This window comes from Marinomonas mediterranea MMB-1 (assembly GCF_000192865.1).
Classification (GTDB): Bacteria; Pseudomonadota; Gammaproteobacteria; order Pseudomonadales; family Marinomonadaceae; genus Marinomonas; species Marinomonas mediterranea.
Genome location: NC_015276.1, coordinates 2548548 through 2574104, shown reverse-complemented (window position 1 = coordinate 2574104; position 25557 = coordinate 2548548). Strand labels below are relative to the sequence as shown.

Sequence of the window (25557 nt, the reverse complement as noted above, 5' to 3'; positions counted from 1 at the left end):
AATACTTCAGTTGTTTCAAAGAGGTAACATGGTAACACAGACCACGCCTGATGTGAGAGGAAGCTTTTACATCGTAGCGACACCAATCGGCAATTTAGACGATATTAGCGCCCGCGCTCTTAAGGTGTTAGAAAACTCGGACTTCATTGCGGCAGAAGATACCCGCCATAGCAAAAAGCTCCTAAATCATTTCGGAATTGAAACGAGGCTTTTTTCAGTTCACGACCATAACGAACGCGACAAAGTTGATTACATTAAAAGCCTACTGGACGATGGCAAAAACATCGCGCTGGTCTCAGATGCTGGCACACCGTTGATCTCAGACCCCGGCTATCACGTTGTTAATGGTTTAAGAGACGACGGTTATAACGTGGTCCCCGTCCCCGGCCCTAGTGCGTTAATCACCGCGTTGTGTGCGTCAGGTTTACCGACTGACCAATTTTCGTTTCTTGGTTTTTTACCCGCGAAATCCAAAGCTCGAAAAGACATTGTATCGAACTGGGTTAACGTACCTGGTACCGTTGTATTCTACGAGTCGACGCACCGTATTATTGACTCGGTCAAAGACATCAATGAAGTGCACGGCAACCAAGTAACCTTGTCTTTAGCGCGTGAACTGACGAAAACGTTTGAGACCTTTTTACACGGTACGCCAGCAACCATCCTTGATATGTTCGCTGAGGATTCCAATCAAACCCGTGGTGAATTCGTTGTCATGGCATCTTTGAAAAAAGACGATGTCGATGAAGAGGAAGCGAAAGCCAACGAGATGCTGGATTTACTGCTTCCCGAAGTATCTGTTAAAAAAGCGTCTGAAATTGTCGCTAAATTCCTCGATTTAAAGAAAAATCAAGTTTATAAGCTTGCTTTGGAAAAGAGCAAAAACGACTAGTATTGATCTACTTTTAGCGCTAAGAGTCGGCTGTATGTGTCTAAGTACGACGTCTGCTTTAAACCGCTTTAATTTGCTCCCTGACTTAAAGGGGAGGGAATAAATGCTGCTTGCTCCTCCCCCTTGCTTAAGGGGGAGGTTGGGAGGGGCTTATCTACTAAATACCCCAGTTAAACCTGACTCGCAACTTGCTCCTCCCCCTTGTTTAAGGGGGAGGTTGGGAGGGGGTCTTGTCTACTAAATCCCCCAGTTAAACCTGACTCGCAACTTGCTCCTCCCCTTTGTTTAAGGGGGAGGTTGGGAGGGGGTCTTACCTACTAAATACCCCCAGTTAAACCGACTCACCCGCTGCAAAAAGCGTCGCATCGATTATGTGCTCATTACCCACTTCAACTTGATAAGCGTAGGCCAATAACATAGCTTCCCGCTCGATCCAGCGGTCAAACTGTTGCGTTGATAGACCTAAAGCAAGCATCTTCTGGCTGACTTTCCCGAAGTCAATTTGCCCATCTTCGTCCACACAACCCCACTTAGTAACGACTTTGTGAAAGGCGGGGCGGACCCACGGCTTAAATTCAATGCCAATCGCTTCAGCGTGCTCCAACGCGCGTGCGCGAAGTGTTGCGTCGAATTTAGCCAACGGGTCGTCAGTATCAATACTGTCAGAGCGGTTTTCAGGCAGATCCACCTCGATACGTGTTGCTCGAGTAGGGGAGACATCGTTAATCAGAGTTTGCCAAGCGTCATTTTCCTGAAGTGTATAATCTACTTTCTTAGGAGCAAGATGAGCAAGGTCAATATCCGCCGCTAAACGAATCAACTGCTCAGCGTCCTGTTCCTTTAATGAGACAGCTTCATTTTTTAAGAAGGACTCTAATAACGTTAATGTGCGGGAATCCAACAGCGTATTTGCAAACGTAATCAAAGCCGCGTGATTACGCTCTGGATACCAAAGGCTTTTTAGGTGAGTTTCAATAGCTTGAGCGTGTTCTTCGGTCAGAATGCCATTGTTTTTAGCACAAGTTAGGTCATGGCGTAAATCGGCCATCGCGCGTGATATCGGCATAAACCCAAGCTCAGCTGGGCCGTGAGTCAACGCAACTTCATCATCGTCTTCGAACGTTAGGCTGGCGTAATTTTCAAAAATGTCACCGACACCCACCATACCAAATGGCACTAACTCAGCTGCACGCAATGCTCCCATGCTGGAGCTACCGTAAACATGTATGCCGTTAGACATGGCATACAAGACTTCCTTATGCCACACCGCAGGAACACTTTCGAAAAAGCCGTCAATTAGTAAGATAACCTGAGGTTTATCCCGCGTTGCAAGGTAAACATCGCCTTGCTTCGCAGGAGGGCGGACATCCGCTTCAGGCAAGGTTTCGAGAATTTTTTCTTTACGAATTGAAGGGCCTGCAAACACAATCATATTCGAACTCATTACAAAGACTCCTTAACCGCTTTAACGTTTGCTTGGAACGCCAATGCACGTTTACCGAACTTATACCCAGGCACATCGTGAATGCCTTCTAACCCAGGCGAAATAACCTTAACGACCGGAATATCAAACTCCGTCTTCGTTAAATCAATAAACAGCGGGCAAGGTAACCCCTGAGCAGCAAGCTTGGCTATCTGAAGTTCTAAATCTTCTTCAATCGTATCGAATATCCAACTATCAATTTTGTTAAAATCCACGAAAGAGGGCGTTTCCATCAACTCTTTGCGAATGCGTCTTTGGTATTCCATTTGTTGACGTGTTTCATAGATCTTGATGCTTGCATCGTCGCGCGAGCCTGAAATAAGTGTTAACCGCGCTTGAACGGCTTCCGTGATCGCTCGCATAATCGCAACATGTTTGTCTACATGCGTACCGGAACCCGACATAGAATACAGAGGGCGGTATTGGCTTTCGGTTTTATTGATAATAGTGCAAACAAACGTCGCAATGCCGATGTCCGAGGTGGCATCCCAAACACTCACAGCCACATCCGCTTCTTCCAATTTATTAAGCAAGCCGCCTATGGTGGGGTCGGTAATGGTCGATAAATCCACCTTTCGTTTACCTTGCTCCTCTGACGATAGAAAAGACCACAAGGTCATCGCATCCCGTTCGATCAACTCGCACAAAGCGTGGCTTGCTGCTTCATTAACGGTATTACCCGATGCAAGACCATTGGTACTTAACTGAAAACACCCGCTACCTTGAGGCAGTGGAAGGGTAAAGTCACAATGCGCAAGGTCATAAGGGACATAATACGAATGCTCTCGGTTTAAATCTTGCGCTTCAATCCAAAGACGGCGTTCATCAGGGTTAAAAGGTTTCACATCCATTTTAGGTAAGGTGTCTAAATCGACAACAACATGGTTTTCTTTTAACGCATTAAATGAGCAAAAACGCGTAGGTAGATCAATGTTCTCCGCATGCCAGGTCTCAATCGCCTCCATCGCCGCCGACGCCTTCGCCGCATCAACAGAAACGCCCTTGCCTTGAGAGACCGAAATCGCCTTCGCATTGGGGCGACAAGCCGTAATAACCGGCACACCAATATCATCTAACCCCGTGACATCAGCTAAACGAGTAATCCCCATTTTCAACAACAACGGCGTGATCTTCTCCAGAGTTTCCTTCGGCGAAACCGTTCGGTGCGTCCCCGTCGTATAAGCTTTAACCTGCTGTGTTTCCAAAACATCTCCTTATCGTAAAAGTTGCTAAACAGACCGTAATTCGGGACACGCTTAGAGTCAAGGTGATTCGCTCCATCGTACTAATACTCATATCGACAAAAGCGTAGGTCGGGCGAGTTTCGAAGAAACGACTCCCGACGTTGAAATGGTCGGGTGTATAACGCCTCATGCCAATTCTACATTGCAATGTCGGGAGACGGTTTTCTCTTCGGGTCAATACCTTTCCCGACCTACGTATTGTGATCTACTTTGTTTACCCTTTAAAAGTCCGCAAATTAGCAACGTAGCAAGTTAAGCACGCCATCGCCAAAGGAGATCCTTCCAAATCCATCGGACTCAACGCCGTCGCTTGCACACCCGTTTCTCCATAGTAGGTCTCTAAATGCTTGGTCGTAAAATCCACATTCGGCTCTAAGCCCTCATGCCCATCGGCCAATTTACCCAACAACTCTGCGGAGTATTCCCACTTGTCTAACTCTTCGGCGGTGATGTAGGCCACTGAGTAGCTGTAGAATTGGTTTATAGAGCGGGTTTTGTTTGGATGGTTGAAGAAGGCGAGGTAGAGGTGGTCTTGCTCTGGCGTTTCTTTTAGTTGATGTTGAAACGCCTCTGGCACCAACTGATAGCCTGAGTCCGATCTTGGTAAATCGGTAACGGCTTGATCTGCGGGGTAATTCGGTTCTTCCCCGATAAATATCATGCTTAAGCGATCCATCGACATGCGGCGAAGGTCGAGGAAGTAACCGGCTTGAGGCGTTACGTCTGATTGTTTCGGGTGTACTTTGGGTTCACCTTCGTCTGTTTGCAGGTTCCAGTCAATGACCTTGGTGACCGTTGGCCCAGCAAGGTTAAATGGGTATGAGCCGTCTTTGTTTAGAAAGAAACGCTGTGCATCGCCGTTTACCTCAACCGACTCAATGATTCGGCTTAGGTCAGAGTAGACACTGTATGGGAGGTAGGCGATCTTTCCGTTTGGACGCATGATAAACACATCTTGAATCGATTCTTCGTTGAACTCGTATGGACAATTTGACATAGCTAGTTCCTTGATATTCCTTCATTGATTAAAAACGCATTAATACTCATATCAACAAAAGCGTAGGTCGGGCGAGTTTCGAAGAAACGACTCCCGACGTTGAAATGGTCGAGTGTATAACGCCTCATGCCAATTCTACATTGCAATGTCGGGAGACGGTTTCCCCTTCGGGTCAATACCTTTCCCGACCTACGTATTGTGATTTACTTTGTTTACCCTTTAAAAGTTCGTATATTCGCAATATAGCAAGCCAACAGACATTGTGATGGAAAGGCACTCCCTTTGGTGTCCATCGGACTCAACGCCGTTGCTTGCACACCCGTTTCGCCGTAGTAGGTCTCTAAATGCTTGGTTGTGAAATCAACATTCGGCTCCAAGCCCTCATGCCCATCTGCCAATTTGCCCAACAACTCTGCGGAGTATTCCCACTGAGTCAGCTCGTCGGCGGTGATGTAGGCCACGGAGTAGCTGTAGAATTGGTTAATAGAGCGGGTTTTGTTGGGGTGGTTGAAGAAGGCGAGGTAGAGGTGGTCTTGTTCTGGCGTTTCTTTTAGTTGATGTTGAAACGCTTCTGGCACCAACTGATAACCCGAGTCTGATCTAGGTAAATCGGTGACGGCTTGGTCGGCTGGGTAGTTTGGCTCTTCCCCAATAAAGATCATGCTTAACCGATCTATCGACATACGGCGAAGATCGAGGAAGTAACCCGCTTGAGGTCGTATATCTGATTGCTTAGGGTGTACTTTTGGTTCACCATTTTCTGTTTGCAGGTTCCAGTCAATGACCTTGGTAACCGCTGGCCCCGCAAGGTTAAAAGGATACGAACCGTCTTCGTTTAAAAAGAAACGCTGTGCGTCGCCGTTTACCTCAACCGATTCGATAACGCGACTTGGATCGGAATAAAAACTGTATGGCAAGTAAGCGATCTTCCCGTTTGGACGCATGATAAACACGTCTTGAATTGACTCTTCGTTGAACTCGTATGGATAATTTGACATAGCTAGCTCCTTGGTATTCCTTCATTGATTAAAAACGCATTAATACTTATATCGACAAAAGCGTAGGTCGGGCGAGTTTCGAAGAAACGACTCCCGACGTTGAAATGGTCGGGTGTATAACGCCTCACGCCAATTCTACATTGCAATGTCGGGAGACGGTTTCCCCTTCGGGTCAATACCTTTCCCGACCTACATATTGTGATCTACTTTGTTTTCGCTCAAATACTGTTTAATGGCTGCCAATAGCTTCATACCATTAGGGCTACCAAGTCCCACACACGGGTTCCACTTGTGTCCGCTTGGATAACCATTTTCGCCTTCAATTTTAGAGTTGAATACGTCGCTGCCGATGTGTTGGTAAAGTAGGGCGTTGATGTCGCCAAAGGGGTTTTTAAGTTCAGTTTTGATGCGAGCGATTAGGGCGGTGAGTATTGGTGCGGATGTGCTGGTACCCCATGCTTTGGCGAGTTTTCCGTCGCGCATTACGGCGCTTGGGTATTCTATACTGGCATTGGCAGATAGGTCGGGCGTTGCGATATTGTGAGTGCCAATCTCAGGGTGACAATGGTTGTAATGACTTAGCGCTTCTGTTTGGAATTCGGGAGCGGGGGTCATTAAGCTAAAGCCGCCGCCAGAGGAAAAGGGCGCTTCATTCCAAACGGTTTCGATGCCGCTGGGAGTGAGCGCTGTGCCGCCACAAGCGATGACGTTGGGGAACCCTGCTGGAAGGTTGATGCCGGGGACGCGTCGTTTGGCGGTGGTGCCACTTTGGAAGATGCCTTCATCGCCGGATGCGGCAAGCAGAGTCACGCCGCGCTCACATAATTGATTGGCTTGTGAAAGCAGCGTTTCTTTTTCCTTTCGGGTTAGATATTTTTCACCGATGGCCCAGCATATATTAATAACGGATGGCGTGTTTTCCTTGTCATCAATAATGTCTTGGAAGGCGTCGCAAAAGTCTTTGCCATAGTACAAAACGATTTTTGCTTTCGGTGTTAGTCCAGCAATAAGTTGAATGTCCATATTGGTTTCAAGGTCAGCGAACTTCTTATTTTCTTCTGAAAGCACTGGCTCAGTGCCAACAATAGATACCTCAGGCATGTCGATATTGAAGTGTTTGCAATAGGCGTTTAATTCCTCTGGATTAAAAGCGCCTCCTAGTGTCATCACTCCAATGGTTTGACCTTCACCTAAGTTTTCTGGAAATTGATAGAAATCGGCGACGGCTTTAGGCGTATGATAATGCGATAAAGCTTGCTTCAAACGCTGTGATACAGAGTTGAGAAAAGGATTCTCTGATCCTGAGAAAGGCGTAGTAACCGACGTGTTAGGTGTGAACTGTTCCATGATCGTGACATCGTCCTTTTGAAGAGTGTGTCAATTCAGATAGTAAATTCACCATACCGTTCATGCTAAGTCAGTCTAAATTAAATCTGGATATGAGCTTTGCTAGGCTCATTGACAGAAATTATAGTATGGAGTGAGCTTAATGTTTAAATTAAGCTCACTCCATTGAGAAGCACTATTTAGGTATGAAAGTGCAAAATTAGCTTTCGCCGTTTTCAACGTCGATTAGCAGATAACGACATTTTGCTCCTTTTAAGCGAGCGTCTCTGTAAGGAGAATATTCATCTGAATTGTAAAACTCCTTTGCTTTTTCTCGTGACGGAAACTCAACGATGCCCATTAGCTGCGGTTTATCTGAGCCTTCGATCAAGTCTATTGTTTCAGTGGCCGTTACATAGCGACCTCCACATTTTAAAAGCATTGGAGTAACATTCTCGGAATATTTCTCCATCCAAGATGGATCGGTTACTGTTAGCTCTACTACTGCAAAAACAGACATAGTTACTCCATAGGAAATTGATTTTTATAGTGTCAGTGTTTTATTTTTTAATAAAAAAGTTTGTATTGTTGTGAATAGGTTACGAACACTATTTATATTCGCCGACTCTTATTACTCACTGTACAAAACTCATTTTTGCAACAGCATGCCACATCTCGACCATGCTGTTGCACATTTACATTATTTAAATGTTTCTAAGTTTGCTACATAACAGGCGGCAAATGCTAATGAAGTATTTACTTCTTGAGCCAAAGCGTCAGGAGAATAGCCAATATCTAGGGGATTAATCGATCCCGCTTGAACTCGAGTATCTCCATAGTATGCTTTTAGATGCTGTATAGAAACAGTATCAGTTTCGGATACTATATAGTTTTCGATATCGTCATGCGGAATGTATGCCACTTTGTAGCTATAACATTCTGAATCCGAACGAGTTTTGGTAGGTTCAGAAAAATACGCTATATATAGGTTGTTTTTTTGTGGAGTCTCTCTAAGTTGATATTTTTTTTCATTAGGGACTGGGATAAATAGATTGTCGGTTTTAGGTAGGTTTTGACTTGGAATCGGGGTGTCTGCTTCCGGACTATTATTTTCTAGCACATCTACCATGTTTACTCGATTCATTCCAAGCTTTCTTAGGTCTATAAAGTAACCTGTTTCTAAATTTTCACTATCTTCTAAGTTCCATTCTATAACTTTTGTTACCGCGGGGCTTAATAAATTTGAAGGATATACTCCTTCATAGTTCAAAAATACTCGTTTTATAAATTCACCATCTACGGATACAGATTCGACAACTCTATCTGGATTTTTATAATTATCTAGAGTTAAGTATGCAACTCTTTTATCTGGAAGGATGATGTATATATCATTCATTGATTCTAGTATGTCATTAAGAGTTTGTTGTTGATTTTCTATCATTTTTATATCCTTTTAAATTAGTTTGTGTTTTGATGTTACATTTTCTATTTTGTCTATTTCACTGAGGCCAATCTCCCCAAATGTAATGATCTCTCTTAGAGTTTTTACTATTTCTTCAGGTAATTTAGATTGTTTCTCTTTTAAGATTTCTTTCGCTAGATCTAGTTCTGTTAGCTGATTAGGATATACAATATCGCCATAGTATTTTTTCAATACGATAGCATGTAAATGTGATGTCCAAAGAAATGGGAATGCAATTTTTTCACCAATTTCATTCCATATGATCAAGCTTTCTTTTATGTTATGGCATGAATCACTATACTTTTTTTGCCTAAAGTAGCACCAAGATATATTCGCTAAAGATACTGCTCTATATTCCTCCATAGGTGAGGACTTAAGAACTAGTACAGCTTTTTCCGCATTAACTCTACATGAGTGGATATTCCCTGTTAAACGATAAGCAATCGATAGATATACTAAGCAACGAATAGTTAAGGTTTTATCACAGTTGCTCTCGGCTTGTTTTAGCGCGATTTCAAGGTTTTTGACTGCTTCCTTATATTCTTTACAGAGTATGAGGCTAAATCCTAAGCCAAACACGGTAGTTGCTAATGTTATCTTGCAATGCGACGACTTTGCATATTTAATTGCGTTTTTCGATGGGGCAATATAATCGTCGCAAGGAGCGTAAGATTTTATCCGGTATAAGAATTGAAGTTTGTTTAAATAGAAATGTGCAAGTTTTAAGTGGTTACCTAGACGGAATAGTTTATCTTCTAGGTCAATTAAAATAACGTGCATTTTTTCTGTGTCTACAAGCCAGTAATAGACATACACTTTGGCACTTTTTATCTCCAACCAAACCTGCCACCAGTTGCTTTTATCTGGCTCCTCGGAGTGCGGTGCTTTCTCAAGTACTGCTAAAGCCTGTTCATAGTATTTCAGTGCATCATTATGCTGGTGAATCACTTCGTAGGTTTTACCCAATGCCACTAAACTCGATGCCAACCACTCGTACTGCTTGTCTATTTCAAGAAGTGAATTGAGTTCTTCTAAGTAAGTTCGAGCATTTTCATGTTGGCCGTCGCGGCTAAGGCAGGCGGCAAGGCCGTCGAGTATGTCTTTGAGTTTTAGCGTGAGGGCTTCTGAGGTGTTCGAATTGTGGCTTTCATGCTGATCGTCAGTGGCTACGGCATTTAAGAGCGGTTGGTTTATTTGTGCTCTGCGAACGTTTGTTAGGGCAGCTTCATATAGGTGTATCGCATCGTCAATGGCGAAGGTGTCTTTCGCGGCGGTGGCGGCTTGGTTATACCATTGGCACGCTTGTTCAGGTACACCTGCTTTTTCGTAGTGCTGTGCCAGTTCGGTGGCAACGAAGCGGTCGCTTATGTCTGCATGCTCTTGAATTGCGTCGGCGATGAGGCCATGAATGGCAGGTCTTGCTTGTGTATCAATGCTGTCGTAGCCCGCGTCACGTACTAAGGCATGCTTAAACAGGTAACGGTCGCCGTCGACGTGTCGTTGTTGAATAATGACCTGATTGTTGATGAGTTCATCTAGGTCGTTTTGAACCTGAAGTTCACTGTACGGTGATGCGGCAACCAAAAGGTTATAGCTAAATTGACGACCAAAGGAAGAGGCCAGTTGCAAGGTGTCTTTGGCGTAAACAAGGTGGTCGATTTTGCTTTGAATCGATTCGCGCAAGCTACTCGGGATTTGGTCAATATTGTCTGGGTCGGTAAAGTCGACGGTGTTGTTTTGTATTCGTACCGTATTGTTCCGACGCATGGCAGTGGCCAGTTCTTCAATAAAGAGCGGTATGCCATCAGTGCGTTCTAGAAGGACGTTTTTTACCGCGTCGGAAATGTCTGCGCCCCCAAATAGCTCCGAAATAAAGGCTTCTGTTGCGGCTTGATCCAAGGGTGCTAGAGCAATCGGGTAGATACTGGAATCGTTAAGTTGGGCGGGCAATTCGTTTCTAGATGTGATGACGATCGACGGTTGGTCGTTATGTTCCGCTTTGTTTTCGTTGTTGCTTTCGCTTTTGTGCTGCGCCTTGCTTTCGTCATCGTATTCAGATGCCGATTTTAGGTCATCGGAATTTAGGTTATCAGAGCCTAGGCCTTGTTCTATTTGTGTGACTGTTTGCTCTGATTGTTGCTGTTTTGTCTGTTGCGCTGTGCTCTGCAGTGCGGCGATAAATTCCAATGTGGTGTTGTCGGCCCAATGGATGTCTTCGAAGATATACAAAGGATGCAGAGTGGTGTTTTCATGCAATAGGTAAGCAAGCCCTTCGAACAGCAGTTCTTTTTGTGCTGCGGGTGACAAGCTAGACAAGCTTTTATTGTCGATGTCTGGAAGGTTTAGCCAGATCGCTAATAAGGTTGTGATCTCGTCTTTGGAGCCCGTAAACTCTGCATCGACCAAGGTGTCTACAAGGTGGCGATACTCGCTGCTGTCTTCAAGTGTGTGCTGAGTTAGATGGCGTTTGATGACGGTGAGTACGGGGTAGAGTGCGTTGTTCTGGTGCTCTGGCAAACATTGAAATATTTTTTGTGAGCGAGTGCTTTCATGGCGGCGAAGTTCTTGAATCAGTCGGGATTTTCCGACGCCCGCGTCGCCATGAATGTAGACGGCTTGGTTTGTGTCTCTCGTGTTAGTCGTATTGTGAAGTGCTTTGTCTTCCGGTGCGTATTGTTCTGGGCGTGTAATAGAGGCGCGAATCTGATTCAGTTCGGTTTGGCGTCCAACAAGTGGGTAGGCGTTTCTTGTGCCACGAATAAAGCCAAACGCTTCGATGACACGCTCTGAGGTTAATTCAGCGTGACGTTGTGCTGTGTTGTTTTTTTCAGCGTGACGGTTTTCAGTAAAGTTATAATAAGGCGAAAGGATCGCTTGAGTATCGGCAGAGCAGAGTATTTGCCTATTGCTCGCTGCTTGAGCCATTTGTGTGGCAGTGTGTGAGGTGAAGCCTTCAGGAACTTGGTTACTGCGTTTTAGCATGATGCCGCTGTGTATGCCGCAGTTGGTCTCAAAGGTACAGCCGTGTTTTTTAGTGAGGTACGATGCTTGACGCTTAGAAAGGCTTAGGATTTCTAACGCGGTTCGAGCCGCGAGCCTTGCATCATGATCTGACCCCACCGGGTAGCCAAAATAAAAGACGCTTTGGTTGCTTAGGTTACCGACGTGGAAACCACCGTAGCGGCGAGCGACGTCGATGTATTGATTTTGTGTGGATTGAAACAAGGCTTCTACCACATCGGCTTCTGCTGCATCGTAACGGTCAGTGTGTAGCACGTTGATCGTGAGCGAGAGAACGGTCATATAGCGACGTTCGATTGACTGTGTTGCAACCGAGGGGATGAAATTTGGATCGTCGGTACGGAGTAAGAGGGTGGCGGTGTTGTTTGCGCCCGTATTTTCAAGTGAGTTTAAGCTGGTGGCGTTGCTTGAGTCCGGGAGTAGTTTGCCTACAAGGTTGTTAACGAGCAATGAACTTAAGTCGTCAAAAAGTACTTGTGCGTCGTCTATTCTGTCTTTCGGGTTTTTGCGTAGTGTTTTTTCGAGAAGTGCGCCTAGTGGATGATCAAGCAGTGGCGCTGGGATTTTTATGGGAACATCGTTGAGGTGTTGATGGTAAATCTCTGCAACGCTGGTCCCGGGGACGGCGGGGGCGCCAGTCAGGCATTCTATGAACACCAGCCCCCACATATATAAGTCGGTGCTGAATGTGGTTAATTCGCCCCTTAGTTGTTCGGGCGAGCAGTAGGTTGGGGTACCGAGCGATTCTTGGGTGATCGTGATGGCTCGGTAATCCTCGGGTTGCTGACCGAGTGTTAAGGTACTTATGCCGAAATCCAGTAATTTGGCGTGAAGCTTTGCACCAGAGTGGTTGAGCATGATGTTCGATGGCTTCACGTCGCGGTGAATAATGCCTTGTGAATGCGCATAAACGATGGCATCGAGCACTTGCAGCATGATGTCATAGGTTTCATTGATGCTGAGTGCGCCATGTTGTTTTATATGGTCGCTTAACGACGTGCCTTCTACGAATTCGAAAACACTAAAAACGGTTGTGTCGTCCATGACGCCTTTGTCGAGAAGGCGAACGATGTGAGCGTGGGATAGTTGAGAGACAATGTTGCTTTCGCGTTCAAATCGGGCCAATTGGCGAGCTTGCTGGCCAGTGTCTTTTTCTTGAGATATGTGTAGGAACTTGATCGCAACAGGTTGGCCTGTGCGTTTGTAGACGGCTTTATAGACGACGCCAAAACCACCTTCCCCAATTTTATGTAGGAGCTCATAGGCATTCGAAATAAAGCGAGTGCTTATGTTGGTGAACCTTTGGTTCACTTCGGTGGTAAGGTTATTCTCTATCTGTCTCACGTTTTCTCATCTTATGTTTGAGGTTTAGTGATGTTCCTTTCTGTTTTCCGAGTCATTTCCCTTAATTACGGTAATATTTTCGCTGTTAAAGCGGATTTCTCCGTCTTTTAATTGCAGTAGCTCACAGGCGTCGAATCCACTAAAACTGACGGAGTCTCTGAGCCTAGTACGCAGTCTATGGAGACGAATGCGCGTGTTTTCGGGTTCGATGCCTAGGGTTTTAGAGAGTTGCCTAAGCGCAATCCAACCTCGGTTGTTGTCTGAATACCCAGCCTCTTTGTCAGCAATGCTTTTACGTGCAAGGCAGAGCAGTAAATAGAGTTGGCTTTGGATTCGGTGTCCCGCGACTTCGGTTGTTTGGTGAGCGTCTTGGATAATGAGCTTGATGTGCTCTTCGTCGTCGGAGACTTCAAGTTTAAAGTCTAAGTCCGATGCTGAGTGCGCTGTTGGACGGTTTATTAGGGTATCGTGTTCGATTATGTTGGTTTGGAGTCGGTAATACGCGCCGCCACATTGAAGAAGTTCGCCATTTTGAATCGGGAAAGGTTGGCCACCTTTTGATCGATCGATAAATTTCCACCCCAAGCTTCCGTAGGTCATGCTGATGTTTTCATTGATATCGGTCTGGGGTTTGTTCAGTGGGATAGCAGGTTTAGACGGGTTGATATGAATGAGTAGGTCGCATGGTGGAAGTAGGCTCAAGACCTTAAACGATTCGCCGTCTCTCGACGATAAGATAATTTTATCGTTTATGTGTAATTCAATAGGGGTGTCTTTGGCGACCTTTTGATCGTTTATCCATACGCCATTGGTGCTTTTGTCTTCTAAGTGCCAGCGGTCGTTTTTCCAACAGATGAGTGCATGGATGCGTGAAATATCTTCTCTTGAGAGTAGTGTGTGACAGCCTTGCATGCGGCCAAAAGAGTGATACTGGCGTAAATAAATGAGTTGGCCTGAGCTAGATTGTAGAATGCCACCAGCGAATGTATTCGCAGAAATGGGTAACGCATTTTGATTGATGTCTAGTCCGTTTGTTTTGCCGGCTTTTGTATTTTTTTTGATAGCATCTGGCATGATCCCGCTCCTTTTTGAATTCCTTGTTACACGCCTTTATTGCTTTTATATCAACTAAGTTCGCCCTAGAAGATTTACACTGCCCACATAACTTACAACACTTGTTTCAATTAATAAAGCGTACATTTGCGTAATAGAATGTTAAATAGTTTATATCTTGTTTACATACTGAAACCTAGTCGCAGCTATGTAATAACTGTGTAAATATGTAGGGAAGGTACGAATAAGTTTTATGAGCTTCAGTCTTATCAGAGAAACAGCTTATCAAGGCGAGAGTGAGCAGGTTGATACCTTTCAATCACTCTTAACGAAGATAGGTTGTTTCTCTGAAAGACCCAAAAGGCGCGGGCTCAGCTCTCTTTAAATTCTTTGTTAACTTTCTTGCCAATATGCTCATATTGGAAGGCGACACTTGTCTTCAGACACTTGCCTCGAATAAAGAAGCATTATTCACACGCTGAAGTCAGTGGACTTGTTCACACCTTCATCTCGCTTGTAGTATGTATGTTTAGTTGGATTTAAATAAATGAGTAAGCGTTCCTCCATCCATCTGGCGTGATATTCTATAAAATTGAATGGTAGTTCATAAAATTTAAAGCGCCAAAGTTTATGACGTGTTGTCTACAAGCCCCGCTGTAACAGCGCCTTAGGCAAAGGGATGTTGAGGGAGTAAATAACGAATGCTTTTTCTGAATAGGCTCAATATTGGCCTTTTTGGTCACACTAAATTCTTAATTTGCTTACTTCTGTCACCCTATTACGCGCCAACAATCAAACTCATACAAAATGCTACAGAGCGAAAATGCAGCGGCTGCTAGAGTTTTAGTCATCCACTTTTTTGGTTAGATGGTGTGTTTTGACGAATTTAGACGTTGAGTGTTGGAGGTACAATGAAGAATAACGGCCTCTGTGTGGTTGTGCTGTCCTCTTTTGTTGGTTTTAGCTCCTCAACACTTTTATTTAAGGGATTATCGAGTGAGTACGGCGTACTTGCGTTAGCGCTGCTTATTTTTTCATTCATTGGGCTTGTTGTGTGTATTATTCGGCGCAAGAAAGAGCTTAAAGAGCTGCATTCAGTCGATAATGACAGTGCGATGCCTACTAGAAATATGTTTGACGGCATCGAAATGCTTCAGCGCTTCTCAAGAAAAGTTGGAAGCTTAACGCGGCAGCGTGATGAGGCTCGCCGGAGTCACAAGCATGCAGAGAAAGGGCGTCAGTTTGCTGAACAAATTCTTGAGGCGGTACTCAATAACCATCAGATAGCGGCGCTGCTGATCGACCGAAACGGTAAAATCATAGAAGCCAATGATTCTGTGTTGACGATCGTTGGCTCTCGTCGAGAGAAAGTGATTCATCGTAACGTTGAGTTTTTGACGTGCTTTCCTTTTTTACGTGATATCTATAAACGAAATTGGCTAGCCGAGCTGTCTGCCAATGGTCCTGCTATTTTAGGGCGATCACACGAAGGGATTATCTACTCTCACAATGGCGGCATTAGTCTGCGTTGTGATTGGGAAATGAAAGAAATTACACTGGATAATCAACGTATGTATCTCGCCTTCATTCAACCGTCGATCGGTCAGGTTGTGAAGAAACGCTTCACTCTAGTTAAGTCATCTTACGAACCTCGCGCTAAGCGACGTCCCCCCGCCCAACCTTTATAGCCCAATGCGAATCCGAAGTGTGCCATAATATGAACCATTAGAGCGGATCTAGGAATGAGTTTGTGTTTTAGAATGAGCCAGTGCTTAGCTTCTTCAACTTGGTTTTGCTCTTAGGTCGTTGACTTAGGTGGCTGAATTAAGTGACTAACTTAGATGTCTGGCTTAGGCCACTGGCTAGAAGCGGACTCAGAAGAGCATTACACAGAGGTCCGCTTCTGATCGTATAATATAGTCATTAGATGTTGCGGGTGGTCAATGAATGTAAATCTAGATGGCACGTTGTTTCAAACAGAGGAAGAGGGTGTAAACCTACTGAGTTTTCTGCTTGAGCGCGGAGTCGATATTGCCTACGGTTGTCGAGCGGGTGCGTGTTGCTCATGCAGAGTTCTTGACCTTGATTCAAACCGTGATTTGCTTGCTTGTCAGACGCCAATAAACCGTTCGTTTAATTTGTCGTTGGCGTCTCCCGAGGTTGAGAGCAGTCCCGTTAATGTTAATTTCGTTGAGTCATTGCGCTCAGGTACGTTGTTAGTCGGTGCGGCGCGCTGTTTGCTTACTTTGGGCGATAAAGTAAGCTTTGATGCTAAGCCTGATGTGTGGACGGTGGTCGGCGGTAATGCGAATGGCACGTGCTTTTGGTCGTCGAATAGTTACGCTTCTCCGTTACATTACAAAATGCTAACTCGCGCTCAAACACGCCCCTCCAAATCATCAGACTCAAATTTAACATCGGCGTTTGACGGACGAGTGCTACTTCTCGTCGAGCCATCGCTTTTTGAATTAGTTGAGTATATTGAAACGCTGTATACCGATCATACTGAGAACACCATGATAGAAGGTGAGGGCTATGATATTGATCTAAGCGCCTTTCGTTTCCAGCGCTTTCAGAGTGTTGTTATTGTTGGACAGGCATTGTGTTCTAGGGATTGGGAAAAGGTACTGTTAGAGGCGAAAATGCGCTCGGAGCATCTTATTTCTCTCCCTTTAGTGAGTGCTCACCGTTCTTAGTGTTTATGATTCGTTTCTTCTTTGAGCCTTCTTTACTCTACCGTCAGTGAAAATGTTACGTTAATGAAAATTTTACACACTTCTGACTGGCATCTTGGCCAGCATTTTATGGGAAAAACGCGTCACGAAGAGCATCGTCAGTTGATTGATTGGATGGTTTCTTTGGTTGAAGTTGAACAAATAGAGTTGGTTATATTGGCCGGCGATGTGTTCGATACGGGCGCGCCTCCGAGTTACGCGAGAGAGCTTTACCATTCGCTTGTTGTCTCTTTGTTTAATGTTAAGTGTCAGCTTCTGATTCTTGCGGGGAATCATGACTCCGTCAGCATGCTAAATGAATCGAAAAGCTTATTGTCGTATATGAACGCCAATGTCGTGACCGTCCCTGTGCTTGAACTTGAAGAGCGTCTAGACAATGTCTTGATGATGAAAAATGCAAGTGGAGAGCCTGCTGCCATTGTCTGTGCGGTCCCATTTTTGCGTCCTAAAGACTTGTATCAGTCATTCGAAGGTGAATCTGAGCAGTTTAAGAAAGATAAATTGTTGAGCCATATTGCGGCGTATTACCAAAAGCAGTTCGATCAAGCGTTGCGTTTGAGAGAGGGACTGGATCTTGCAGAAGGCCAAGCGGTTCCTATCATCGGTACCGGTCATTTGACTGTCGTCGGTGGCGATGCTACAGAATCAGTGCGCGATATTTATGTGGGCAGTGTTGATAATGTGCCTGGCTCGACGTTCCCTGAGTTTGATTATCTCGCATTGGGTCATATTCATCGACCGCAAAAAGTCGGACGTGAAGGGCGCATACGGTATTGCGGCTCACCGATTCCGTTGAGTTTTGACGAGGTCTCTCATATCAAGCAGGTCGTGGTGTTTGAAAGCACGGATATCGCTAACACCCTACGAGAAGTCGCTGTTCCTCGTTTTCAGCCGATGATGTCGATTAAGGGATCGTATGCTGAGGTTACAGAGGCAATAACCACTGAGACGTTTGATGGCGATAAACCAACTTGGTTAGAGATTAAAGTCGAATCGCTTGAATTTGGCGCCGATGTACAAAACCGTATTAATGATTTATTAGAAGGGAAAAACGCCGAATTACTTCGTTTAACTCGTGTTAAACCGCTCAATACTCTACAGCAAGATGTTGCAAACAATGAAACACTTGATGAGTTGTCTGTGACTGATGTGTTTGAGCGTTTGATTGATGAGGTGGACGGCGTTGACGATGAGCAAAAGCGGGTTCAAAGGGTTTTGTTTGCTGAGCTTTTGTCCGAAATGAATACGGACAAAGGAGCCGAAAAATGAAGATTTGTTCGTTAAGACTTAAAAACCTAAATGCGCTTAAAGGAGAGTGGTATTTAGATTTCGAGTCTAGCCCATTCGACGAAAATGGTTTGTTCGCGATTGTCGGTCCGACCGGCGCTGGCAAGTCCACCTTGTTGGATGCTATTTGTCTTGCTCTTTATCACGAGACGCCTCGCGGTCTAAAAGTATCGAAAAGTGTCAATGACATCATGACGCGTTCAACGTCGGACTGTTTGGCTGAGGTTGTTTTTGAGGTTAACGGTAAACGCTATCGCTCATTCTGGAGCCAGCGTCGTGCCAGAGGACGGTCTGATGGCAATCTACAAGACGCAAAATGTGAGATCGCCGATGGCGAAGGCAAGCTGCTAACGACTAAGACAAACGAGAAAATACGTTTGATCGCTGAGTTGACGGGACTGGACTTTGGTCGTTTTACCCGTTCAATGATGTTGGCTCAAGGTGGTTTTGCTGCGTTTTTGAATTCTAATGAGCGTGAAAAAGCGGAATTGCTGGAGGAGTTAACCGGAACCGAAGTCTATGCGCAGATTTCAAGTTTTGTGTTTGAGCGGTATCGCGAAGAGAAGCAGGCCATTGAGCAACTTGAGGCGATTCATGGCAGTGTCGAGGTTATGGAAGACGACGTACTGGATTCATTGCGTCTTGACCTAGATTCTGTGCAAGAAAAGGCAACTCAATTAAACACGCAGTTGCAAAATCATCAATACGCCTATCAATGGCTTCACGCTTTTCTAAGTGCTCAGTCTCAACTGTCTAACGCCACAGCGCGACAGGCAGAGGTCGTTCATCAATCAACGCTATTTAAAGATGAAGAAGCGCAACTGGCTTTTCATGAGAAAGCTGTGTCATTGAATGAGGTCCGTGCGGCGTTATTGGCTTCGCAGTCCAAGTTGGCAACGTTAGACAAGAGTCAATCTGATTTGATCACAACCGCCGCAAGAGAAGCGGACGTTATCAAGACCATAGAAGCGGAGTTGTCCCAAAGTCGACAACAATTAGCGCATAGCGAGCAAGCGTCGGACGCATTTGAGGAAAGCGTGAAGCGTGATATTGAGCCTTTGTTGCGTTCACAAGAAAGGGAGCAGCAAACGTCAGATGGGCTTTCTCTGGCATTGAAAGAGCAGATGCTTTCGCTCAATGGCATGACGACTCAATACGAGTTGGTGAGCAAGAAACAATCTGATTTGGTGGAACGCCAGACTAAGTTAGTCTCAGTGTTGTCTAACGCACCCGATAACGTACAAGCGCGAGTGAGTCAGCTGCCCTATGTGTTGAATCTAAAAGAACAGTATCTAGAGCTGAAACAGGACAACGCGCAACTGGCGCTGCGTAAAAAAGACCTCAATGCGACGAGTCAGCTCTGGCGCGATAAGGAAGAATCCACCAAGGCAGAGCAAACCAACACATTGGTTGTCACTCGTGAGCTCGACACTGAGCTCGAAGCGCTCTTAGATTCGGCGGAAACTGATCGACTTTCTATTGATCGATGCCATCGAGTGAAAAACCTACTGCCTAGTGTGATGCGTCATAAAGAGAAGAGCGATGCACTGGGTATGCTTAGTGCGACATTGGATGAGCATCGTGCGGAGCTTAATCGGCTCGAAAATAGCTCCGAAGTGGTGACTAACGAGCTAGGTGTATTAAGTGCTCAGCATGAGGAAGCAAAAGCCTTCTTAGAGCATTTATCGAAGCGAGTTGAGTTAGAGCGCCGTGTTGCGAGCCTAGAAGCAGAAAGGGCGCGACTGATTGATGGTGAAGCCTGTCCGCTTTGTGGTAGTGATACTCACCCTTGGGCAGAAGATACTCCAACTCATACGGACAGTTTAGAAATAGAGCGCCTTAAAAGGCAGGCTTTATACGACGACCTTGAGCACAAGTTGCAAGAAAAACGTCTTGAAGTTCGCGGTATGACCGAGCGTATGGCGTTAACGCGTAATACAATTGAGCAGCGAAGCCTTGAGTTCGAAGCGCAAAAACACGAGCTTGAGTCTATCGAGATTGATTTTTCTAGTGGGTTTGAAAACTTGGCGTTGATGTCTCCAACCGAACGTGTAGAAAAACTCGAAAGTGAGCTTATCGTGTTGTCGGGCGCAGTAACCTTGGCAGAAGAGCGAGATAAAGCACGTGACGATGCTAATGAAAGAAAGCGTCATTTAGCGAGCCTTCTAAAAGATCACCAGTATTCTCTTGTGAACATTGCTCAAGAGATAAAGCGACACACAGAATCGATTGGCGAGTTGGATCATCGTATTGATCAAAACACCAGTGCTATTGAGGATACGTTCGAAAAAATGAGGGTTGGCGTTGCTGAGCTTAAAGGCACGGGTAACATCGATGAGCAGCTCGGCACGCTGGATAATAACAATACTCTAGATAGTTTTCCTGAGGTGTATCGTTACCATTCAGAAAAGGAAGCCAGTCTAAAGGAATGGGATCTAAATAATGCAGAGCGGGAGATCTTTAAGGCGCTCGCGTTATTGGAACGGTGTTATCAAGAGTGGGTTTCGGCATCGACAGCGTTAGACCTTGTAGAGCGAGACCTCCGTGAGATAGAGATTAAACGAACACACCTAGAGGCTGGTAAGCGAGAGTTAACAGAAAAAGCCGATGCGCTTAAGGTTGATTTTGAGCGCGCTCAAAAAACGATTGCTGAAATTGAACAAGCATTGTTTAAGTTCTTAACTGGGCGTTCTCTGGATGCCGTGAGAGCAACGTATGTTAAGGCGGTGGATTCGTGCAGACAGAGCCTTACAGTTTTTGAGCAAAAGTTACATCGTCAGCAGGTATCAGTGGCGGAATTAAAGCAGAAAGAAATACTCAATACTCAGTTGATTGTGCAAGAACGAGAAGTGCTTTCGCTTGCCGATCAGAAATGGTGTGCTGAGCGCTTGGCAAAAGGCTTTCATGATGACGCTTCATGGGAGGCAAGTCAGTTAAATGATGAGCTGTATCAGTCAATGAAACAGCGTCAAGAACGTTTAGCTAAGCAATTGGAAGAGGCGACACGTGATGTCGATGCAGCGACGTTGGCGCTTGAATCCAGTAAAACGGGTAAAGAGGCGTTTGAGAAAAACGGCTTTCAAATCGAATTAAACGAAGAAGGTTTGCTTCAGTTACAGGGTGTTGTCTCTGAGGTGTCAGATTCTTTGAGTGCAACACAGCAGGAAGTAGGAGAGCTTAAAGCAACGCTTGAGCATGAGCTTGCTAAAAGAGCGCGTTTAAAGGAGCAGTTTGCGGCGTTGCACGCTAGAAAAGTGCAGTTTGAAGCGATTGCGACCTTGAATAACTTGATTGGCTCGGCAGATGGCGCCAAATTTCGCCGCTATGCGCAGAGCGTAACGCTCGACAATCTTGTTTATTTAGCGAATCGACGCCTGAAAACGGTGCAGCCTCGATATCAGCTAAAACGAAACCTACAGGAAGGTCTGTCGTTGTTGGTTGTGGATACTTGGCAAGCGGACATCACGCGTGATACCAAAACCTTGTCAGGAGGTGAGAGCTTTCTCGTTAGTTTGTCTTTGGCGCTCGCGTTGTCGGATCTAGTGTCGCATAAAACCAGTATTGACTCTCTTTTCCTCGACGAAGGCTTTGGGACGCTTGATGACGACACACTTGAAATTGCGCTAGATGCGTTGGATCAGCTTAATGCGTCCGGCAAACACGTTGGGGTGATTAGTCATATTGACGCGCTGAAGGAACGTATACCCACTCAGATAACCGTGTCGAAGCAGGCTGGATTAGGGTTTAGCCGTTTATCGGAGTGCTACTCTGTTCGGTAACGTTTCTTGATGCGTTTCATTAAGTGCTACTTGGTGTTATTACCTAATATTGCCGGAGGCTAATTGCATCTCGATAGAGAGGTTGTTTTCATGTTTTGCCTCTGTCATAAAATTGGGCAGAGGTTTTCCCCAGATATCTAGGTAAAACCTTGTAAATAACTTAAAAAAAGCCATAAAATACATAGAGTTACTGGCTTGGTCATATTTGGTATGTTTTACTGTAGTAGTGATCGATTAGTGCGCATTTGCGTAAATAGTGCACTGACATTTTATTAATCGCTTTGAAATTAATATGATGGACTTACTCATATCTTGTTAGAATACGGGGAAACGTCAAATTGCGCCGTTTAATGGCCTTGCTAGGCGTTGTACGTAAGAAGGAATAGTCGATGTCAGATATTAGCTTCCGCTTAAAAGGAAGTGTTGTAACTACCGTGCTACTTGAGATTCATGAACCTGAATTGGATCGCATTCGAAAGGATCTAGCTCAAAAAATTGAACAAGTGCCGCACTTTTTTAATCAAGCTCCCGTGATTGTTGATCTGGCTAAATGCAGAGCGGTTTCGCTGGATGAATTTGAGATGATGGTTAAACTCATTCGAGACCTAGGAATGAGTGTTATCGGGTGGCGGTCAAAAGATAATTTGCCAGATTGGTTGGACGCGTCGAGCATTCCTCAGCTTCCCGATTCAAAATCGCGTGATATTAAAGTCGCTCCAGTCAAGGAAGTGGTTTCTGACGTGAGCGCTTCTTCGAACGACGCTTCTGTGAATGAAGCGAGCGTGGTGATCAAGAAGGTCATTGAAGAGAAGCACATTAACCAACCTGCAAAAGTGATTACAAAGCCGATACGATCCGGGCAGCAGGTTTACGCAGAAGGCGACTTGATCGTCTTGTCTCAGGTCAGTGCTGGAGCGGAGGTGCTGGCGGATGGAAACATACACGTATACGGCGCATTACGCGGACGAGCGTTAGCCGGCGTTCGTGGTGATGAGCAGGCACGAATTTTTTGTAAAAGTTTGGAAGCGGAGCTTGTGTCTATCGCAGGGAACTTTATGCTTAGTGATTCGTTGCAAAAAAACGTTTGGAAAGAAAGTGCTCAAGTGGCGCTGGTGGACGACAATTTAGAAGTCGCGCCACTTTAGAGTGTTGAGCGGTCGATTGTAACGTCGAACGCAAGACAAGAGCAGAGCAAGAGAAGATGAATGGAATGGCCTATCTATTAGCGCTGTTTTTGCTTTCATTTAGAGAAATTAATATTCAGTAGGTTGTTCAGGGCTCTTTTTGAGTGACGCCAGAACAACTTACCAGAACCTATACGACAGAGAGTTGGGGGATTTAGCATTGGCGAAAATTATAGTTGTCACGTCTGGTAAGGGTGGTGTGGGTAAGACCACCTCCAGTGCTGCATTAGGGACAGGGATTGCACTTAGGGGTCATAAAACCGTTATCATCGATTTTGATGTTGGTTTGCGTAACCTTGATTTGATTATGGGGTGTGAGCGTCGCGTTGTTTACGATTTTGTAAACGTGATCAATAAAGAAGCGACGTTAAATCAAGCGCTGATTAAAGACAAGCGAACGGACGGGCTTTACATTTTGCCTGCTTCACAAACCCGCGATAAAGATGCATTGTCTTTAGAAGGTGTTGATGCTGTCTTGCAGGAGCTCGCGCAAGATTTTGATTACATTATATGTGACTCGCCAGCAGGGATTGAGCGTGGGGCGCAAATGGCGTTGTACTTCGCTGACGTAGCGGTGGTGGTTACTAACCCTGAGGTCTCTTCTGTACGAGATTCCGATCGTATTCTAGGTATCTTGCAGAGCAAGAGTCGTCGTGCGGAGCGAGGCGAAGCGCCGATTGAAGAGCATCTGCTTATCACACGTTATCACCCAGAGCGCGTTTCCGCCGGTGAGATGTTGAGTGTCGAAGATGTGGAAGAGATTTTGGCGATTCCATTGTTGGGTGTTATACCAGAATCTGAATCTGTCTTAAAAGCGTCTAACCAAGGTACGCCTGTTATTTTAGAGGCAGAATCGGAAGCTGGTTTGGCCTACTCTGATGCGGTAGATCGATTGATGGGTGAGGAGCGTCCAATGCGCTTCCTTGATGTGCAGAAAAAGGGATTCTTTAAGCGTTTGTTAGGAGGTTAACGTGGGTATATTTGATTATTTTAAAAGCAAAAGTCAGCCCTCGTCGGCGTCCGTAGCTAAAGATCGTCTTCAGATCATCGTTGCTCATGAGCGCTCTAAGCGTCAGCAGCCAGATTACCTGCCGCAAATGCAGCAGGAAATCATTGATGTGATTCGTAAGTATGTTCAGGTTGATTCTAAAGATGTTCAGATACAGCTTGAAAATATAGAAGATTGCAGTGTACTGGAGTTAAATGTCACTTTGCCTGATCAGTAGGTGTGACATTGTAAGGTTTTTGTAAGATTAGAATGAGCGCCTACTCCTACGGTAGGCGCTCTAATGCGTCGTCGACGTAAAAATAAGGAAATTGCGTTAATAGCTGATTCGTCGCAATTAATAGTCTGATCATGCGTGATATATTCTGAATCAACCGATTTATGTGATGGTTCATGTTTCAGCGCTGTCTTACGTTTTATTTTTATTGAGAGAAAGAGATGTATCGTCTACTCATTTCAAGCCTGGCCCTATCCGCTTTATTAGTTGGATGCGGTTCTGATGTTAATCAAGTGTCGCAAACTAATCATAAGCCTGTGAAGGCTCCCCCGGTAAAACGTTCAGATTTGCCAGTTCCGTTAGACGATTCCAAAGCGCTTTTGGGTAGCCAGCTTTTCTTTGATACCAATTTGTCGAAAGAACGAAATCAGTCCTGTGCCTCGTGTCATGATATGGGGGCCGCGTTTGTTGATCATCGTAACTTAGCGGGTGACGGGGCGGTTTCACTTGGCAGTGACGAGGTCTCTCAAGGCGATAGAAATGCACCTACCGCCGGTTACGCTGCATTTTCACCTCCTTTTCACCGTAAAGCGAACGGCGAATATCGGGGAGGGCAGTTTTTAGATGGCCGTGCAAATGGGTTGGCAGAACAGGCGGCAGGCCCTTTCTTGAACCCTCTTGAAATGGCGCTTAAAGATGAAACGGAAGTCATGGATCGTATTCGGGAAAATCCAAGTTACTTAACGCAACTTGAAGAGATTTATGGCAAAGATGTGTTGTCAACCGACAAAAAAGCCTATGCGGCGTTGACTGACTCTATTGCCTATTTTGAGCGAACGGAGTTGTTTATGCCGTTTGACTCGAAATACGACCGTTCGTTACGCGGTGAGGTCAAGTTAACGCCAGAAGAGGAGTTAGGTAAAACACTTTTCTTTTCTCAGCAATTTACTAATTGCAATGCCTGTCATCAACTTCGACGTTCTCCGATTCATCCGCAAGAAACCTTTTCTAACTACGATTACCGCAATATTGGCGTGCCCTCTAACCCCGATATCGTTGTTCACAATGAAAAAGGGTATGACATTGGTTTGCTGAACAATCCTGCGGTAACCGATCGCAAATACGAAGGGCAGTTTAAGGTGCCGAGTTTGCGTAACGTCGCAGTCACGGGTCCGTATATGCACAATGGTGTGTTTAAGGATTTAAGGACAGTCGTATTGTTCTACGATAAATACAACAATCCTAAGCGTAAAATAAACCCTGAAACCGGACAACCGTGGCGAGATCCAGAAGTGGCTAAGTCTATTGACTTTAAAGAGCTTGAAAAAGCGCCTGCGCTGGATGATCGACGTGTTGATGCGTTGGTTGCCTTTATGAAAACGCTGACAGACTCCCGCTATGAGCATCTTATTGATGAGTCGAGTAAGGGCAGCCTGTAGCGGGTTTGTATTTAAATGGGCCTAGATTGAGAGAGCCGTTCTGTTGTTGCAGGGCGGCTTTTTTGTGGGTGGCAAATGCACAAACTTTCC

The 25557-nt window shown here is 45.2% G+C and carries 18 protein-coding genes; 9 read left to right on the top strand and 9 right to left on the bottom strand.

Annotation, left to right across the window (positions count from 1 at the left end; translation table 11 throughout):
• The first annotated feature begins 28 nt into the window (after positions 1–28).
• A complete protein-coding gene (gene rsmI / locus MARME_RS11750; RefSeq protein ID WP_013661484.1) occupies positions 29–892 on the top strand; it encodes a 16S rRNA (cytidine(1402)-2'-O)-methyltransferase in 864 nt (287 codons plus the stop codon).
• 331 nt (positions 893–1223) lie between these two features.
• Here rsmI and MARME_RS11745 read toward each other — a convergent pair whose 3' ends face one another.
• From MARME_RS11745 to MARME_RS11705, 9 genes are all read right to left on the bottom strand, one after another.
• Positions 1224–2336: a TfuA-like protein gene (locus MARME_RS11745; RefSeq protein ID WP_013661483.1), complete on the bottom strand. Its 1113-nt coding sequence runs from the start codon at positions 2334–2336 to the stop codon at positions 1224–1226.
• Positions 2336–3580 carry a YcaO-like family protein gene (locus MARME_RS11740; protein WP_013661482.1) on the bottom strand — a complete coding sequence of 415 codons (1245 nt, stop codon included), beginning with the start codon at positions 3578–3580 and terminating at the stop codon, positions 2336–2338. Before MARME_RS11740 ends, MARME_RS11745 begins: the two co-directional genes overlap by 1 nt.
• 253 nt (positions 3581–3833) lie before the next feature.
• Positions 3834–4616: a hypothetical protein gene (locus MARME_RS11735; RefSeq protein ID WP_013661481.1), complete on the bottom strand. Its 783-nt coding sequence runs from the start codon at positions 4614–4616 to the stop codon at positions 3834–3836.
• A gap of 212 nt (positions 4617–4828) precedes the next feature.
• Positions 4829–5614, bottom strand: coding sequence for a hypothetical protein (locus MARME_RS11730; RefSeq protein WP_013661480.1), 786 nt, complete (start codon positions 5612–5614; stop codon positions 4829–4831).
• Positions 5615–5803: 189 nt separating this feature from the next.
• Entirely contained in the window at positions 5804–6961 is a 1158-nt protein-coding gene (locus MARME_RS11725; RefSeq protein WP_013661479.1) for a S53 family peptidase, read from the bottom strand.
• Between the two features lie 199 nt (positions 6962–7160).
• Positions 7161–7460 carry a DUF1330 domain-containing protein gene (locus tag MARME_RS11720; protein WP_013661478.1) on the bottom strand — a complete coding sequence of 100 codons (300 nt, stop codon included), beginning with the start codon at positions 7458–7460 and terminating at the stop codon, positions 7161–7163.
• Between the two features lie 180 nt (positions 7461–7640).
• Complete coding sequence (locus MARME_RS11715) at positions 7641–8381, bottom strand: hypothetical protein (RefSeq protein ID WP_013661477.1); 741 nt, start codon at positions 8379–8381, stop codon at positions 7641–7643.
• Positions 8382–8393: 12 nt separating this feature from the next.
• Positions 8394–12767, bottom strand: a complete 4374-nt coding sequence (locus MARME_RS21480) for a protein kinase domain-containing protein (RefSeq protein ID WP_013661476.1) — start codon at positions 12765–12767, stop codon at positions 8394–8396.
• A 24-nt stretch (positions 12768–12791) separates the two neighbouring features.
• Positions 12792–13841: an FHA domain-containing protein gene (locus tag MARME_RS11705; protein WP_013661475.1), complete on the bottom strand. Its 1050-nt coding sequence runs from the start codon at positions 13839–13841 to the stop codon at positions 12792–12794.
• Positions 13842–14731: 890 nt separating this feature from the next.
• Between MARME_RS11705 and MARME_RS11700 the strand changes: the two genes are divergently transcribed.
• The 8 genes from MARME_RS11700 (at position 14732) to MARME_RS11665 (ending at position 25467) form a co-directional block, all read left to right on the top strand.
• Positions 14732–15508 carry a PAS domain-containing protein gene (locus MARME_RS11700; protein ID WP_013661474.1) on the top strand — a complete coding sequence of 259 codons (777 nt, stop codon included), beginning with the start codon at positions 14732–14734 and terminating at the stop codon, positions 15506–15508.
• Positions 15509–15763: 255 nt separating this feature from the next.
• Positions 15764–16516, top strand: a complete 753-nt coding sequence (locus MARME_RS11695) for a 2Fe-2S iron-sulfur cluster binding domain-containing protein (protein ID WP_013661473.1) — start codon at positions 15764–15766, stop codon at positions 16514–16516.
• Between the two features lie 63 nt (positions 16517–16579).
• Complete coding sequence (gene sbcD / locus MARME_RS11690) at positions 16580–17824, top strand: exonuclease subunit SbcD (RefSeq protein ID WP_013661472.1); 1245 nt, start codon at positions 16580–16582, stop codon at positions 17822–17824.
• Positions 17821–21621 carry an AAA family ATPase gene (locus tag MARME_RS11685; RefSeq protein ID WP_013661471.1) on the top strand — a complete coding sequence of 1267 codons (3801 nt, stop codon included), beginning with the start codon at positions 17821–17823 and terminating at the stop codon, positions 21619–21621. The genes sbcD and MARME_RS11685 overlap by 4 nt, the downstream gene beginning before the upstream one ends.
• Positions 21622–22010: 389 nt before the next feature.
• Positions 22011–22766, top strand: coding sequence for a septum site-determining protein MinC (gene minC, locus MARME_RS11680; protein WP_013661470.1), 756 nt, complete (start codon positions 22011–22013; stop codon positions 22764–22766).
• A 199-nt stretch (positions 22767–22965) separates the two neighbouring features.
• Entirely contained in the window at positions 22966–23775 is an 810-nt protein-coding gene (gene minD, locus MARME_RS11675) for a septum site-determining protein MinD (protein WP_041648606.1), read from the top strand.
• A gap of 1 nt (position 23776) precedes the next feature.
• Positions 23777–24031 (top strand): cell division topological specificity factor MinE, encoded by a 255-nt coding sequence (gene minE / locus MARME_RS11670; RefSeq protein WP_013661468.1) that lies wholly within the window; start codon positions 23777–23779, stop codon positions 24029–24031.
• A 218-nt stretch (positions 24032–24249) separates the two neighbouring features.
• Entirely contained in the window at positions 24250–25467 is a 1218-nt protein-coding gene (locus tag MARME_RS11665) for a cytochrome-c peroxidase (RefSeq protein ID WP_013661467.1), read from the top strand.
• Positions 25468–25557 lie beyond the last annotated feature (90 nt).